Here is a 15,453-nt window from a genome sequence, read left to right as displayed (position 1 = left end):
AGGTTAATCCTCTTTTTCTGAATATTGTTTCCTTAAGTGATGGTTAGCTTGCGACTAGTCAGCAAAAAGATCAACCATCTGGTTGGTTGATCTGCGATAATGATCACAGGACATTTGATAACTCGATGAAAGACAATGTTTTGCCTTTTTGCTGTCGCTGAGATCAAATACGGTTATGATAGCCATCACGAAGAAGACGTGGGGAAGCGTTATGTATCTTGATACCAGCAACGTACAAAGCCTGAAGGAAAAGCTGCTGTTATGCGCGGTTAATGAATTTGCCGAATATGGTTACGAAGGCGCCAGGGTCGATAATATTGTTAAGGCTGCGGGGTGTAGTAAGCAGACGGTTTATCACCACTTTGGTAATAAAGAAAATTTATTTATCGAAGTGCTGGAATATACCTGGAACGATATTCGACAAAAAGAAAAGGCCCTTGATTTCTCAGGTCTTCCGCCACAAAAAGCGATTGAAAAAATCATTGATTTTACTTGGGACTATTATGTTTCTAACCCTTGGTTTTTAAAAATTGTGCATAGTGAAAACCAAAGTAAAGGTGTGCATTATGCAAAATCACAACGTCTCTTAGAAATTAACCATGCGCATTTGCAGTTAATGGAATCTTTATTGGATGAAGGGAAAAAACTCAATATATTTAAGCCAGATATCGACCCGTTGCAGGTGAATATTAATATTGCTGCGCTTGGGGGATATTATTTGATCAACCAGCATACGCTTGGTCTGGTTTATCACATCAGTATGGTTTCACCGCAGGCACTGGAAGCCAGACGTAAGGTCATCAAAGATACGATCCTTAGCTGGCTTCTGGTTGAACGGTCATCTACCGCGCGCGAATAAAACTGCCATCCGGCTGGCGGGTAAACAAGACTTGTTGATTATTCCCCGTATCAATGGTTAAGCCCGTCACCACGCCGCTGGCGTTCTGGCGGATTTTCACCATCTGCCCATTTTGCAAATTACTTAATGGTTTACCTGCGCCTTCTACCTGCGCCATTGCGTATACATCGGTAGGAGGCAGACCGTGGTCGCGGAACAGTTGTGCCATCGTTTTGCCGGCTTCGACACGATAAGAGCGCCATTGATTGTCAATGCCGCTATCTGGCTGGAAAGGTTGTGTTTGCGTAGCTTGCGGCTGCTCTTCCGGTTGACCTTCCTGTATTGGTTCTGGAGCGACCGGGGCAACTTGATCCGGATCGTTTTGCGGCGTAACTAGCTGCGCCCGAAGTTGTTCTTCTGTCGGCGGCTGAGATTGCGACTGAATATCCAGCTGCGCTTCACGCGTCACGACGGGGGCGTCGGGCGCATCCTCAGACGGAAGCAGAAAACCGACCACCAAAATAATGGCGGCAATAATAATCCCCCGACGATGCATCGGAGGTAGCGGATCCATGAAGCGAAAGTTGTCCGGCGCGTGCCAGACCTTCTCCAGGGTTGGTTTTAGTTCAAAGCGCCCGGGCATGGTTTCCTCCTGCTCCGCGTCTTGTTCCTCAATCATAGCCTATGAATAAGCTAACGCTATGATGTCCGTGGTAAACCCGCCTCTATTATATTCATACGGGATATTGCTATTGTTTCTTTTTCCCCGGGATTTGTCATCACTCTCGCGACAAAGTTTTACCCAAGGAAGTGTGGCTGATATGCTGCCCGTTACTTTATACCCTGAGGAAGGAAATACGATGACCACCCCAACTTTTGACACCATCGAAGCGCAAGCAAGCTACGGCATTGGTTTGCAGGTAGGGCAACAACTGAGTGAATCTGGTCTGGAAGGGCTGCTGCCAGAAGCGCTGGTTGCAGGTATTGCCGACGCGCTGGAAGGCAAACATCCGGCAGTTCCGGTTGATGTGGTGCACCGCGCGCTGCGTGAAATCCATGAACGTGCCGATGCTGTTCGTCGTCAGCGTTTCCAGTCGATGGCTGCTGAAGGTGTGAAATATCTTGAAGAAAACGCTAAAAAAGAAGGCGTGAACAGCACCGAATCCGGCCTGCAATTCCGCGTGATCAACCAGGGCGAGGGCGCAATTCCTGCCCGTACCGACCGCGTTCGCGTTCATTACACTGGTAAATTGATCGACGGCACTGTATTTGACAGCTCTGTTGCTCGTGGCGAACCGGCTGAATTCCCGGTGAACGGCGTGATCCCTGGCTGGATTGAAGCACTGACTCTGATGCCAGTAGGTTCTAAGTGGGAACTGACTATCCCGCAGGAACTGGCCTATGGCGAGCGCGGCGCTGGCGCGTCCATCCCTCCGTTCAGCACCCTGGTGTTTGAAGTCGAGCTGCTGGAAATCCTCTAAGCAGCGTATTCTGTTCCCCTCGAGCCAGAGGGGAGCAGGCATTTAGCAATAAACCCTTCAGTTTGCCAATCGGCGATATTTTGTGTTGCAAACGCTCCGTAAGCGTGTATTTTTGTGAGCTGTTTCGCGTTATCACCGTGATATGACACTCACTTTAAACATAAAATTAACATTAGATCTAAATCTTAGTATTCATCCCACGTATTGTTTCCTAATATCGATGAGTCCCGATACAGATTCGTCGTATCATAGACTGACTAAAGGCCGCAGAGCCTGAACAACACAGACAGGAAGAAAAAAACATGGTAGATCAGGTAAAAGTCGTTGCCGATGATCAGGCTCCGGCTGAACAGTCGCTACGGCGCAATCTCACAAACCGGCATATTCAGCTTATTGCCATTGGCGGCGCCATTGGTACGGGGTTGTTTATGGGATCCGGTAAAACAATCAGTCTTGCCGGGCCGTCGATCATTTTCGTTTATATGATCATCGGTTTTATGCTCTTTTTCGTGATGCGGGCAATGGGGGAATTGCTGCTTTCGAATCTGGAATACAAATCTTTTAGTGACTTCGCTTCCGATTTATTAGGGCCGTGGGCAGGATATTTCACTGGCTGGACTTATTGGTTCTGCTGGGTGGTTACCGGTATGGCGGATGTGGTTGCCATCACGGCTTATGCGCAGTTCTGGTTTCCGGGGCTATCTGACTGGGTCGCCTCGTTGGCGGTGATAGTGCTGTTGCTGACCCTGAACCTCGCCACCGTGAAAATGTTCGGTGAGATGGAGTTCTGGTTTGCGATGATCAAAATCGTCGCCATTGTGTCGCTGATTGTCGTCGGCCTGGTCATGGTGGCGATGCACTTTCAGTCACCGACCGGTGTGGAAGCGTCATTTGCGCATCTGTGGAATGACGGCGGCTGGTTCCCGAAAGGCTTAAGCGGCTTCTTTGCCGGATTCCAGATAGCGGTTTTCGCTTTCGTGGGGATTGAGCTGGTAGGTACTACTGCTGCGGAAACCAAAGATCCAGAGAAATCACTGCCGCGTGCAATTAACTCTATTCCGATCCGCATCATTATGTTCTACGTCTTCGCGCTGATTGTGATTATGTCCGTGACGCCGTGGAGTTCGGTAGTCCCGGATAAAAGCCCGTTTGTTGAACTGTTCGTGTTGGTGGGTCTGCCTGCTGCTGCCAGCGTGATCAACTTTGTGGTGCTGACGTCTGCGGCTTCTTCCGCTAACAGTGGCGTCTTCTCTACCAGTCGCATGCTGTTTGGTCTGGCTCAGGAAGGTGTTGCGCCGAAAGCGTTCGCTAAACTCTCTAAACGCGCCGTACCCGCGAAAGGGCTGACCTTCTCTTGTATCTGTCTGCTCGGCGGCGTGGTGATGTTGTACGTGAATCCTAGCGTGATTGGCGCGTTCACGATGATTACAACCGTTTCCGCGATTCTGTTTATGTTCGTCTGGACGATTATCCTTTGCTCGTACCTGGTGTATCGCAAACAGCGTCCGCACCTGCATGAGAAGTCAATCTACAAGATGCCGCTCGGCAAGCTGATGTGCTGGGTATGTATGGCGTTCTTTGTGTTCGTCATCGTGCTGCTGACGCTGGAAGATGACACCCGCCAGGCGCTGCTGGTTACCCCACTGTGGTTTATCGCGCTGGGGCTGGGCTGGCTGTTTATTGGTAAAAAACGCATGGCGAAGTAATGCCGCTAAGGCACCTGCGGGTGTCTTTCAGGCTGCAAAATTGCCTGATGCGCTACGCTTATCAGGCCTACAGAACCTCTGCAATATATTGAATTTGCGTGCTTTTGTAGGCCGGATAAGGCGTTTACGTCGCATCCGGCATGAACAAAGCACACTTTGTCAGCAATCTCCTTTGTCTTTATACATTCCTAAAAATACTTCCCGTCATCGACAGCTCTCAGGCGCGGGCTTACCGTGGATCTTTGCCACTCATTGCAGAGTTCACTATGGCTAAGCACAGTTGGTTATTAATCGCCGCATTACCTCTCTTCATTTCACCTTCCTGGGGCGCAGATTTTTATTACCGCCAGCAGGAGAAAGGCACGGTTTATGTTGCCGAACAGAAGGGAGAAAAAGATGAGATCCTCTCCGAACTGCCGGACGTTAATTTTTCCCGCCTCTGGCGTATTGCCAATTTAGCCAATAACCAAGAAACCCGCTTACTGTCCGATTTTAATCCCGATAAGTTCGACTGCGATGATCGGAATAATTGCCAGCATACCTGGCTCACCGATGGACGCTCTGTTCTTTGGGCAGGCAAAGTCCTGAAAAATCCATCCGGTGAACCTAATGTCGATGCCGCCAGTTTCCAGGCATTCGGTGCTTTCGCTGCTGATAAACGCAGTATCTATTTTGACGGTCAGCGTACCGATGATAATAGCGGCGATAAGCAGGTGGATATGTCAACGCTGGAAGAGACGGACATCTGGAATTTACTGCGTGATAAAAATAGTCTTTGGCATAAAGGTCGCTGGCTGGGTCATGCCGATGGATTTCAAATCGAGCGGCATGATTCAGCTCTGCAATTTGTTGTGCTGACAAATTCGCAGGTGATTGTTAATGGCAAGCCGCTGCCCGCCGATCGCAAAACCTTTCAGATTAAACGTTGGATGCCTGGCGAACGGTTGGTTTATCGCGATAAAAGCGGTGAGCATGACTATGAGCTTGAGGATATCGGTCACAGCTGTGCGTCATTTAAAATTGGTTTGAAGACTGTGTCCTGGCTTAAACAAGAAGCAACGCCAGCGGGGAGTGATTGTGTTTATGAAACATTGGCGGGAGTAGATCCGGAAAAATTTACCTTATTAACCTGGTCGGTAGGCTATTACAAAGCTCAATTCTATAAGGTTAAAACCAATACATTAGGTGAAGGTGAACTGATAATGCCCAGGCCAGAGGATGTTTCTGAACTATTGGAGAGAGGAAGCATGGTAACTGGCTACATGTATATCACCACAGACGGGCAACTCTACAGTCACCAACTTGGTGGATTAACCACAATTGACGGAAGACACTACGAGCAAACTAAATGGCTGCGTTACAACCCCATTTCAGCAGAATGGTCAACGGTGAAGCAACCTCCGAGCGGTCTGAAACCCTTATTTAAATAACCTCTTCACACTAACAGCTTCAGGATGATGCTATGTTGCCAATTAAACCCGTTTGTCTCGTACTGGCTTTATTTTCAACCGCTTCAATGGCCTGCTCCGGCGTACCTTATGCCGCGTTTTACTACCAGCCGTGGGGGCAAGGAACAAAATATATCGTTGAAGATAGTGACGGTTACGGTATCGATTTTCCGGATATTCATTTGCCGCAGGTGAAGTTCAAACAGTTACGCCGCGTAGCTGACGGCACTGATGGAAAATATGATTCTCCAGATGATATCAATAATGATTTTGTGCGGGTGGCTCCCTTTTCTGGCTATCGGTCAAATGGCGGCTGGCGTTTCGACTGGTTGACTGATGGCCGCCATATTTTATGGGCTGGGAAAATAGTCCAGAACCCGCCGGGAACACCGAAAGTCGATGCCGCAACATTCCGCGCCTGGGGGCGTTTTGCTGCCGATAAAGACAGCCTCTATTTTGATGGTGAACGCACGGATGATAACCGCGGCGAAAAGCAGGTTGATATGGATTCACTGCAACAGGTGGGAGGGATAATTTACGCAGGTGATTCCGCAGATGTATTGAAAGATCGTCGCAATATTTACTTTCAGGGGCGCTGGCTGGGCAGTGCGCAAGGGTATTCTATTCTTGGCGTTAAATCCTGGACACGTCGTCCCATTATTTATTCCCCCAATAGCTGCGAAAGCAAAAGTAATCCAGGACCCTGGGATACCATCTGGCGGACCAAATCGCAGGTCTTTGTCAACGGAGATGCCATCAACGCCGATCCGGATACCTTTCAGATTGTGCGCTGGAGAGCCGGTTCCCTGCTGATTTATCGCGATAAAGATGGGGAAAAACGTTATTCGTTCGGTAAAGATTGCCGGAGTACGTTTGACCTACAGCGGGATAAAGTAACCTGGATGACCCGAGATGCTTCCAGGCGTGCCAATGACTGCCGGGTTGCGACCATTCCTGATGTTGATCCGGAATATTTTCGCCCCCTGACGGATAATGTGGCGCAATATAAAGATTCGCTCTATCTGGTGAAGTATGTTTCTGGGGTCGAAAAAACGCTTTCGGTTATTCATTTACCCGACCCGAAACAAGAATTACAGGAAGGCGTTAATATTGTAGGGAATAAAGTTTATTTCATCGCGAGCGATGATGTGACTATTTTTGATATTAATGGACAATGGCAGTGGTTTAAAAGCCCCGATGGCACACCATTAAATTATTTAGCACATGACGATCGCTATACGTATTTTATTGCTGAAGACACGGTTGAGTATTTTGAACTGAAAGGTCAATGGACGTGGTTTAAAGACGCCAATGGTCAATTATCAGATACCTTTGCTCATGATGACCACTATATTTATTACGTAGGCGATGGGCTGGTACGTGATGCGAAGCGGCGTAATGAGACTCGACAACTCAATGCGGCGCATCTTGATAAAAACGGCAGTTTGCTTACCGTTGAAGGTATGTACACCAGTTACAACAATGAATTACTTCCACTGAATGACTGAATAATCAACGATCCTGCCCATGTCAGGATCGTTGATCGAACAAATTACTCACCCGCCAGCGCGCGTGGGAACAGCACATTGTTTTCCAGACTGATGTGATCCATCAGGTCATCAATCAGTTCATTAATACCGTTATACATCGCTTTCCAGGTGGTGCAGGCTTCCGGCGGCGGTGTGACGTTATTGGTAGTGTGTTTGATTACTTCCAGCAGTTCACCCGCTTCATCGTGCTCGCTTTCCATCACGCTGATTGGCCCCATTGCCTGGCTGCCCATGCCTTGTTTGATCATCGGGAAGAGGATCTGCTCTTCTTTCATCATGTGGCTGGAAAGCTCTTCATGCAGCATGGTCAGGTATTTTGTCAGCCCTTTTGGCACGCTCGGTTTGTCGGCGTGAACGCGCTCTACTTTGGTCGCTTGCAGGATCAGCTCCGGCAGTTGCTCGCGGTGACGATCGTGGTAGCGCACGATGATATGGTCGATGATTTCCGCCAGTGGGGCGCTACGCCAGTCTTTCTCAATCGGTTGTTCAGCAAGCTTTGCCAGCTCAGCTTCAATGACCTCAACATCCAGCTCTTTACGTGCCGCAGCACGAGCCAGCGTCTGCTTACCGCCGCAGCAGTAATCCATATCATATTTACGAAACAGAGCCGAAGCGCGAGGAATAGAGAGCGCCAGTTCACCTAAAGGTTGGTCGCGATAAGCCATAGCTGATACCTCATTCTTAATAATATAAGATGTATTTTAAATGCATCTTTAAGGCAAAAGCTATAACCCTTACGTAGCAGAGGCTTATTTAACTCACTGCCAGCATGTCAACTTTCTGAGACAGATTCAGTTAAAGGTTTTTCTGGTTTTGCTCTGACTGCAATGACCACGCCAACCACTAACAGCGCGATACCGCTCAACGTCATCAGCGGCGGCATTTGCTGGCGGAGTAAAAAGGTGTACAGCAAACCTGCCAGCGTTTCGAAAACAATCAGCGGCCCGAGAATCACTGTCGGTAATCGCTGGCTGGCGACGTTCCAGCAGAGTGCACCGACCCATGAGCAAAGCACGGCAATCGCAATCATCAGGCTAATAAACACCAGCGGACGGGGACCAAAAGGTAGGGAGAATTGCGGCGTTTGCGTATTCAGCCAGTAACAAGCGACAACATAGCCGATGAGAGAAACCGGCAGCGTGACCAGCGCCTGCGCCGTCGCCCACATCATCGGATGTTTGTCGGGGTTTTCCCGCAGCCAGCGGGCGTTGCGCAGGGCATACCACGCCCAACAGACTACAGAGACTGACGCCAGCACGATGCCTGAGGTATAACGCGCCCAGTCAAAATCGGGGAGTCCGTGGTTTAACTCAGCAATATTCACACACGCCAGGCCGATGCCAATACAAACCAGCGCCGGGGCGAGTTTTCCCCATGCGAGTTTGCCGTCGCGCTGGCTGTACAGCAGATTGGCGAAGACGGGAATCACCACCGGCAGAGTGCCGATAATCATCGTGGAAACAGGTGCGCCGGTACGCTGAATGGCGCTGGAGAGGCAGAAGTAATAGATAAGGTTGCCCATCATGGTGAGCATCAAGGCGGTAAGCCAGTCGCGACGCGCCAACTGACGCAGACGCACGCGCCCCAGCCAGGCAATGGGCAGCGCAATTAATCCTAACGCCAGATAACGCCCCATCGACTGCAACATCGCCGGGTATTCCGGTACGATCAACGGCCCGACAAAAATAAGCCCCCACATCAACCCTGCTAACAGGGCGTACAGCACGCCGCTAATCATTACTGGCATCCATTGATCTGTCAGAAGAAATATTCAGGGAACAGACGTGGTCGTTCCCGGCATCCCGTCATTATCCGAGAGGATGCGGGAGGATGCCACTTTAATTAACTAGTTATTAACATTAACCGGACGTCGCGAGTAACGCCGCTGGGCGAGCAGGTGAGCGAAAAGGTTGCTGTACTGGCGGACTGGATTGAGTTGAATTTGCCCGAGGTGTTGGCGGTGCGAGATGAACGAGCGACATAACAGCCGGATGCGCAGCGCTTATCCGGTCTACGGTTCATGGCTTGTAGGGCGGATAAGATGCGTCAGCATCGCATCCGCCAATAAATGCCGGATGCGGTTGATCATTTATAGGCCGAAAAAGAAGTGTTTTACTTACTCAAATCCACCTGATAAATCGCAAAGCCGATATCATCGGTCGCGACTTTATTCATCGGGTACAGCCCTTTCTCTTTAATAAATGCTGCGGCTTTATCTGACGGGGAAGTTTCGAAACGGATATCCAGTTTCTTATCGCCAGCAATCGGCGCTAGGCGCCAGTTGTTATCTGCCGCCGGGTGGATTTCTCCCGCACGTTTAGACTCTTCAGCAATCCACGCTGCCAGTACCGAGCGGTTCTCATCCGGTGAAGCAAAGGCAATATGGCTATCACCTGTTCCGGCAAATTTGCCGCCGTAAGCGCGATAATTATTGGTGGCAACGAGGAACATGGCATTCGGATCAATGGGTTTACCGTTAAAAGTCAGGTTCTTAATCCGCTCTGCATTGGCATTAACCACCTGACATTCACCGTCATAGCGGGCGGGCTGGGTAACATCAATCTGATAATTCACGCCATCAATCACATCAAAGTTATAGGTGCGGAAACCATCCCAGTTGATGAGTGACTGTGGTTTCGTGCTGTTAGGATCAATCTGGTTAAACTGCCCGGCGGAGCACTCCAGCCACTCTTTCACCTCTTTACCACTGGCTTTCACCACGATAAGCGTATTGGGATAGAGATAGAGATCGGCGGCATTACGGAAGGTCAACTGGCCTTTTTCCACTTCGACATAGCTGGCAGGGTCGTTCTTACGCCCACCGACTTTAAACGGCGCGGCAGCAGAGAGCACGGGCAGTTTTGCCAGATCGGGATCGCCCTGAATGTAATGTTCGACATACGCTTTTTGCGCGTTGTTCACCACCTGCACGGTCGGATCATCCTGCACCAGCGCCAGATAGCTATACATATTGTCGGCAGATTTACCGATCGGTTTGCTGACAAACTGGCGTGTGGCGTCGTGATCGGCCTTTAGCGTTTCTACCAGTTGACTGTCTTCTGCGGCGAGAGATTTTTTATTGGTGATATCGTAAATAGGCCGTGCTTCGGCTTTGGCCTGCGTCACCTGCCATTTCCCGCTGTCATTATTGAGTTGCAGATCAACCACGCCCAGATGATCGCCCCACATGCCAGGCATTACCGCCGGAACGCCGTTCAGCGTACCTTTGGCAATATCCGCGCCTTTAATATCGGCAAAATCTTTACTCGGGAAGACGGCGTGAGCATGGCCAAACATAATGGCGTCAACGCCCGGAATTTCACTGAGATAATAAACCGAGTTTTCCGCCATCACTTTATACGGATCGGCAGACAAACCAGAATGAGCCAGAACGACAACAATATCGGCCCCTTTCTCGCGCATTTCTGGTACGTACTTGCGCACTGTTTCAGTAATATCGTTAACGGTGACTTTGCCGGATAAATTGGCTTTATCCCAGCTCATAATCTGCGGTGGCACGACGCCGATGTAGCCAATCTTCAGCGTCTGTTTTTTCCCGTCTTTATCGACCACTTCGGTGTCGTTAATTAAATACGGCGTAAACATGGGCTGTTTGGTCTTAGCGTCAATGACGTTGGCGTTTATATAAGGGAATTTCGCCCCTGCCAGCGCATTTTTCAGGTAATCCAGACCGTAGTTAAATTCATGATTGCCGAGTGTGCCGACCGTATAATCCAGCGTATTCAGCGCCTTATAAACCGGATGAACATCACCTGCTTTTAATCCTTTCGCCGACATGTAATCTGCCAGCGGACTCCCCTGAATCAAATCGCCGTTATCGACCAGCACGCTGTTTTTCACTTCATTACGCGCGTCATTAATCAGACTCGCAGTACGAACCAGTCCGAATTTTTCTGTGGCGGAGTCTTTGTAATAATCGAAATCCATCATATTGCTATGCAAATCAGAGGTTTCCATTATGCGGAGATCGACTGTTGCCGCATTCACACTGGCGGCAATCAGCGTAGCAAGGAGCGTTGCACTAAACTTAACCATCTGGGCATCCTTTTATGAATGAGTAGATGAAACGTCTTTCATACAGAGCGTTGAAGGATGCCATAAATAATAAATCAGGAAACGATGACGCCATCACAGTTGGCGGATTCTTTAACGATAGGGTATAAGTAAAACAACGAGTTAACACCACTGAAACAAAAGAGGTGGAGAATGTTAGAACAAGTATGTCAACTCGCACGGATTGCGGGCGATGCCATTATGCAGGTCTACGACGGGACGAAACCGATGGACGTCGTTAGCAAAGCGGATAACTCACCGGTGACAGCGGCGGACATTGCCGCGCATACCGTAATCATGGACGGTTTACGTACGCTGACGCCGGATATTCCGGTTCTGTCTGAAGAAGATCCTCCCGGCTGGGAAGTTCGTCAGCACTGGCAGCGTTACTGGCTGGTGGACCCGCTGGATGGCACTAAAGAGTTTATTAAACGTAACGGCGAATTCACCGTTAATATTGCGCTCATCGACCACGGAAAACCGATTTTAGGTGTGGTGTATGCGCCAGTAATGAACGTAATGTACAGTGCGGCAGAAGGCAAAGCCTGGAAAGAAGAGTGCGGCGTGCGCAAGCAGATTCAGGTACGCGATGCGCGGCCGCCGCTGGTGGTCATCAGCCGATCCCATGCGGATGCAGAGCTGAAAGAGTATCTGCAACAGCTTGGCGAACATCAGACGACGTCCATTGGCTCTTCGCTGAAATTCTGTCTGGTGGCGGAAGGGCAGGCGCAGCTCTACCCACGTTTCGGACCAACCAATATTTGGGACACTGCCGCCGGCCACGCTGTTGCAGCCGCAGCCGGAGCGCACGTACACGATTGGCAGGGTAAACCGCTGGATTATACCCCGCGTGAATCGTTCCTGAATCCAGGATTCAGAGTTTCTATTTATTGAGCAACTTATGCAGCAAGTCCATCACTTGCTGCACCTCTTCCTGGGTGAGCGCTCCGTCCTTCGCCCATTGCACACGGCCGTCTTTATCGAGCACGGCAATGGCAGAACTCTCTTCATCCAACTGCCAGGCGCCGCGCGCGACGCCGTTGCTATCGACAATAAACTGCGACCACGGATAAAGCTTTTTATTACTTTCCAGACTGCTGCGCACAAACATGCCGGAACCCGGAATTGCGTCATCTGTGTTGACAATGGTGGTGGTCTGGTAGCGATCGTGCGGCAACTTCGCCGATTTAATCGCTTCTATCAGCGTCGCGTTTTTCTCTTTGGCTGACGTACGACCAGCAATATGTTGTAGCACTCGCACTTTTCCCGCTAACTGCGCGCTGTTCCAGGTTTTGTAGCTAAACTGATCTTTATCAAGCACCAACTCGCCACGATCGGTAATGCCAATCGGCGGTACTCGCTGGCCGGTTTCGAACTGATGTGCGGAGGTCATCATCGGCAGCAGCAGGCAGGTGAGGGCCAGAATCTTGCGTAGAGTCATGGTGTTTCCTTCTTATGATATGCAGGTGATCCGACCACTTGGGTCTGACTTTTAATCATATGTGCTATTTATCGAAAATCCCGCAAGTGTGATGCCAGTTTGCGGACAAGCGCACAAATCATATGAAAAATGAATGCTTATACTAAAGATTCTGATTAGGCGAAAAGATAATTCTGAATAATTGTAACGTTACGGTAAAAAAACTCATACAGGCTGGAAACATTACCGCAGTAGTCTATAGTCATTAGGCATTAAAATTTGCGCCTCATAATAGTTGGACCGATTGTGGTACCGCAAAGGCGTAATACTCAGCAGGAGACAACAATGAAAATTTTCCAACGGTACAACCCACTGCAAGTGGCGAAGTACGTGAAGATCCTGTTTCGTGGACGGTTATACATCAAGGATGTTGGCGCTTTTGAATTTGATAAGGGTAAAATTCTTATCCCAAAAGTGAAGGATAAACTGCATTTATCAGTGATGTCCGAGGTAAACCGTCAGGTTATGCGTCTGCAAACAGAGATGGCTTAACCAAAGTGCTATGCAGTAATAAGACGGCTCCTGATTCAGGAGCCGTTGATGTTTCTGAGGTTATGCGACGTTTTCTTCTTTATCTTTGTCTTTATCTTTAGCGTCAGTCAGTTTTGGCGAAAGGACGGTGGCTTTGCTGTCGATCCGCGTTACCAGCAGCTGGTCGATGCGGTAGTTATCGATATCCACCACTTCAAATTTGTAGCCGGCGAATTTCACCGAATCAGTGCGTTTGGGGATCTTACGCAGCATAAACATCATAAAGCCGCCAATGGTTTCGTAATTGCCTGACTGCGGGAACTCGTCAATATCCAGTACACGCATCACGTCATCAATCGGTGTTCCGCCATCGATTAGCCATGAGTTCTCATCACGCGCCACAATCTGCTCTTCCAGACCCTGACCAACCAGATCGCCCATCAGTGTGGTCATCACGTCGTTGAGGGTGATTATCCCCACCACCAGCGCGTATTCATTCATGATTACTGCAAAGTCTTCGCCCGCAGTTTTAAAACTTTCCAGCGCCTCAGAAAGGGTCAGCGTGTCTGGCACGATCAGCGTGTTGCGAATTTGGACGCCACTGTTCAGCGCCAGGCTTTGATTGGCCAGCACGCGGTTAAGCAGATCTTTCGAATCCACATAGCCGATGATGTGGTCGATATCTTCAGTACAGACGAGGAATTTTGAGTGCGGATGTTCCGCCACTTTATTCTTCAGACTTTGCTCGTCTTCGTGGAGATCGAACCAGATGACGTTCTCACGCGGAGTCATAGATGACGGGACAGTACGGGATTCAAGCTCGAACACGTTTTCAATCAGTTCATGCTCTTGTTTACGTAATACCCCCGCCAGCGCCCCCGCTTCTACTACCGCGTAAATATCATCGGAAGTGATGTCATCCTTGCGCACCATCGGCAGTTTAAAGATACGGAAGATCATGTTCGCCAGGCCGTTGAAGAACCACACCAGCGGGGTGCAGACGTACAGGCAGAAGCGCATCGGGTTGATGATACGCAAAGCCACAGCTTCTGGCGCAATCATACCGATGCGTTTCGGGGTTAAATCCGCAAACAGGATAAACATGCCAGTCACTAACGAGAAAGAGAGAATAAAGCTCAGTTGCTCAGAGAGCTCTGCCGACATATAGCGGGAGAACAGGCTGTTAAAAGCCGGGGAAAACGCCGCATCACCGACGATACCGCCGAGAATCGCCACTGCGTTCAGACCGATTTGTACCACGGTAAAGAACATGCCGGGATTTTCCTGCATATTCATAACGCGTTGGGCATTTATATTGCCTTCATCAGCCAGCAGTTTAAGTTTGATTTTGCGTGAGGCGGCAAGCGAGATCTCAGACATCGAGAAGAACGCACTTACAGCGATCAAGCAGAGTATGACTAAAATACTGTTTAACATATCTTATCTAACCGTTCAGGTCAGATCCTCGGAAGGGGAAGTTGATTAATTTGTGTGAAATACACATTGAAAGCCGATTCGAAGAGAGTGAACCGGCATTTTCAGAGGCTAGTATAGCGTAAGGTACTGTAAAGTCGCCAGAGGGTTAAATTTTTGTCTCATTTCACTTTGGGGCCACCTTTTAATACTACACTTCAGGCGGCAGACAAACGCCTATTCCGCCAATTCCGCAATAGCCATAAGGGTTTTTATGTAGATACTGTTGGTGGTCATCTTCGGCATAATAGAACGGTGTGGCGTTAGCAATCTCGGTGGTTATCTGGCGATCGTCATCGGCGGCGAGCATTGCGGCCTGAAAACGTTCCAGACTTGCGCGGGCGGCGGCATCCTGTTCTGGCGTCAGCGGGTAAATCGCGGAACGGTACTGCGTGCCGTGATCATTACCTTGACGCATCCCTTGTGCAGGATCGTGGTTTTCCCAGAAAACCTGCAACAGTTGTTCATAGCTGATTACCGACGGATCGTAAACCACTCGCACCGCTTCGGCGTGGCCGGTCTCACCGGAACACACTTCCCGATAAGTCGGGTTTGGCGTGTAACCGCCAGTGTAGCCTGCGGCAGTGCTGTAAACACCGGGAAGTTGCCAGAAAAGGCGTTCAACGCCCCAGAAACAGCCCATCGCAAAAATGGCGATCTCCATTCCGTCAGGCACATTTGTCATTGAGTGACCGTTGACCGCATGCAGCGTAGCTACGGGCATCGGGGTATTCCGTCCAGGAAGGGCATCGGTGGGGGAAACCAGATGCTTTTTATCAAATAAACTCATGGTGTCGTTCTCCCGAAAGTCGGTCATAGGGGTTTAGGTTGTAACAAGGGACGTATTTGCACACAATAACCCCCGTGAATGGGTCTAAAGTAAAACATAAGTAATATTTTGGGTTTAGTCTGCTTTTTAATCCATATTGCTG

The 15,453-nt window shown here is 49.5% G+C and carries 14 protein-coding genes and 1 pseudogene; 8 read left to right on the top strand and 7 right to left on the bottom strand.

Annotated features, from left to right (window positions below; translation table 11 throughout):
* The first annotated feature begins 211 nt into the window (after window positions 1-211).
* Window positions 212-859 carry a TetR/AcrR family transcriptional regulator gene (locus D9597_RS04830; protein WP_130216693.1) on the top strand — a complete coding sequence of 216 codons (648 nt, stop codon included), beginning with the start codon at window positions 212-214 and terminating at the stop codon, window positions 857-859.
* On the opposite strand, the gene ytfB is transcribed toward D9597_RS04830, so the two are convergent.
* Window positions 843-1,481, bottom strand: coding sequence for a cell division protein YtfB (gene ytfB / locus D9597_RS04825; RefSeq protein WP_130221758.1), 639 nt, complete (start codon window positions 1,479-1,481; stop codon window positions 843-845). The genes D9597_RS04830 and ytfB overlap by 17 nt on opposite strands.
* A gap of 217 nt (window positions 1,482-1,698) precedes the next feature.
* Here ytfB and fklB point away from each other — a divergent pair, with 217 nt between their 5' ends.
* The 4 genes from fklB (at window position 1,699) to D9597_RS04805 (ending at window position 6,981) form a co-directional block, all read left to right on the top strand.
* Entirely contained in the window at window positions 1,699-2,319 is a 621-nt protein-coding gene (gene fklB / locus D9597_RS04820) for an FKBP-type peptidyl-prolyl cis-trans isomerase (RefSeq protein ID WP_064525832.1), read from the top strand.
* A 302-nt stretch (window positions 2,320-2,621) separates the two neighbouring features.
* Window positions 2,622-4,025, top strand: a complete 1,404-nt coding sequence (cycA, locus tag D9597_RS04815) for a D-serine/D-alanine/glycine transporter (protein ID WP_130216689.1) — start codon at window positions 2,622-2,624, stop codon at window positions 4,023-4,025.
* Window positions 4,026-4,291: 266 nt separating this feature from the next.
* Window positions 4,292-5,455, top strand: coding sequence for a hypothetical protein (locus tag D9597_RS04810; protein ID WP_130221805.1), 1,164 nt, complete (start codon window positions 4,292-4,294; stop codon window positions 5,453-5,455).
* Between the two features lie 32 nt (window positions 5,456-5,487).
* Window positions 5,488-6,981 carry a hypothetical protein gene (locus tag D9597_RS04805; RefSeq protein WP_130221757.1) on the top strand — a complete coding sequence of 498 codons (1,494 nt, stop codon included), beginning with the start codon at window positions 5,488-5,490 and terminating at the stop codon, window positions 6,979-6,981.
* 44 nt (window positions 6,982-7,025) lie between these two features.
* Here D9597_RS04805 and ytfE read toward each other — a convergent pair whose 3' ends face one another.
* Window positions 7,026-7,688, bottom strand: a complete 663-nt coding sequence (gene ytfE / locus D9597_RS04800) for an iron-sulfur cluster repair protein YtfE (protein ID WP_000331456.1) — start codon at window positions 7,686-7,688, stop codon at window positions 7,026-7,028.
* A gap of 107 nt (window positions 7,689-7,795) precedes the next feature.
* Window positions 7,796-8,761: a DMT family transporter gene (locus D9597_RS04795; RefSeq protein ID WP_130221804.1), complete on the bottom strand. Its 966-nt coding sequence runs from the start codon at window positions 8,759-8,761 to the stop codon at window positions 7,796-7,798.
* A 138-nt stretch (window positions 8,762-8,899) separates the two neighbouring features.
* Here D9597_RS04795 and D9597_RS04790 point away from each other — a divergent pair.
* Window positions 8,900-9,007: pseudogene (locus D9597_RS04790) on the top strand (transcriptional regulator); the annotation flags it as partial.
* A 128-nt stretch (window positions 9,008-9,135) separates the two neighbouring features.
* Here the strand turns inward: D9597_RS04790 and cpdB are convergent.
* Complete coding sequence (gene cpdB, locus D9597_RS04785; RefSeq protein WP_130221756.1) at window positions 9,136-11,079, bottom strand: 2',3'-cyclic-nucleotide 2'-phosphodiesterase; 1,944 nt, start codon at window positions 11,077-11,079, stop codon at window positions 9,136-9,138.
* Between the two features lie 171 nt (window positions 11,080-11,250).
* On the opposite strand from cpdB, the gene cysQ reads away from it, so the two are divergent.
* Window positions 11,251-11,991, top strand: a complete 741-nt coding sequence (cysQ, locus tag D9597_RS04780) for a 3'(2'),5'-bisphosphate nucleotidase CysQ (protein WP_130206045.1) — start codon at window positions 11,251-11,253, stop codon at window positions 11,989-11,991.
* Here cysQ and D9597_RS04775 read toward each other — a convergent pair.
* Window positions 11,981-12,538, bottom strand: a complete 558-nt coding sequence (locus D9597_RS04775; protein WP_130216681.1) for a YtfJ family protein — start codon at window positions 12,536-12,538, stop codon at window positions 11,981-11,983. The two genes, cysQ and D9597_RS04775, sit on opposite strands and share 11 nt — an antisense overlap.
* A 324-nt stretch (window positions 12,539-12,862) precedes the next feature.
* Here D9597_RS04775 and D9597_RS04770 point away from each other — a divergent pair, with 324 nt between their 5' ends.
* Window positions 12,863-13,069 carry a DUF1107 domain-containing protein gene (locus tag D9597_RS04770; RefSeq protein ID WP_000689228.1) on the top strand — a complete coding sequence of 69 codons (207 nt, stop codon included), beginning with the start codon at window positions 12,863-12,865 and terminating at the stop codon, window positions 13,067-13,069.
* A gap of 60 nt (window positions 13,070-13,129) precedes the next feature.
* Here D9597_RS04770 and D9597_RS04765 read toward each other — a convergent pair whose 3' ends face one another.
* Both D9597_RS04765 and msrA read right to left on the bottom strand, forming a co-directional pair.
* Complete coding sequence (locus D9597_RS04765; RefSeq protein WP_130206047.1) at window positions 13,130-14,485, bottom strand: hemolysin family protein; 1,356 nt, start codon at window positions 14,483-14,485, stop codon at window positions 13,130-13,132.
* Window positions 14,486-14,672: 187 nt separating this feature from the next.
* Window positions 14,673-15,311 (bottom strand): peptide-methionine (S)-S-oxide reductase MsrA, encoded by a 639-nt coding sequence (gene msrA, locus D9597_RS04760; protein WP_130221755.1) that lies wholly within the window; start codon window positions 15,309-15,311, stop codon window positions 14,673-14,675.
* Window positions 15,312-15,453 lie beyond the last annotated feature (142 nt).

This window comes from Escherichia sp. E13S3 (genome assembly GCF_004212325.1).
Lineage (GTDB): Bacteria > Pseudomonadota > Gammaproteobacteria > Enterobacterales > Enterobacteriaceae > Escherichia.
This window is presented reverse-complemented; position numbering and strand designations above follow the sequence as displayed.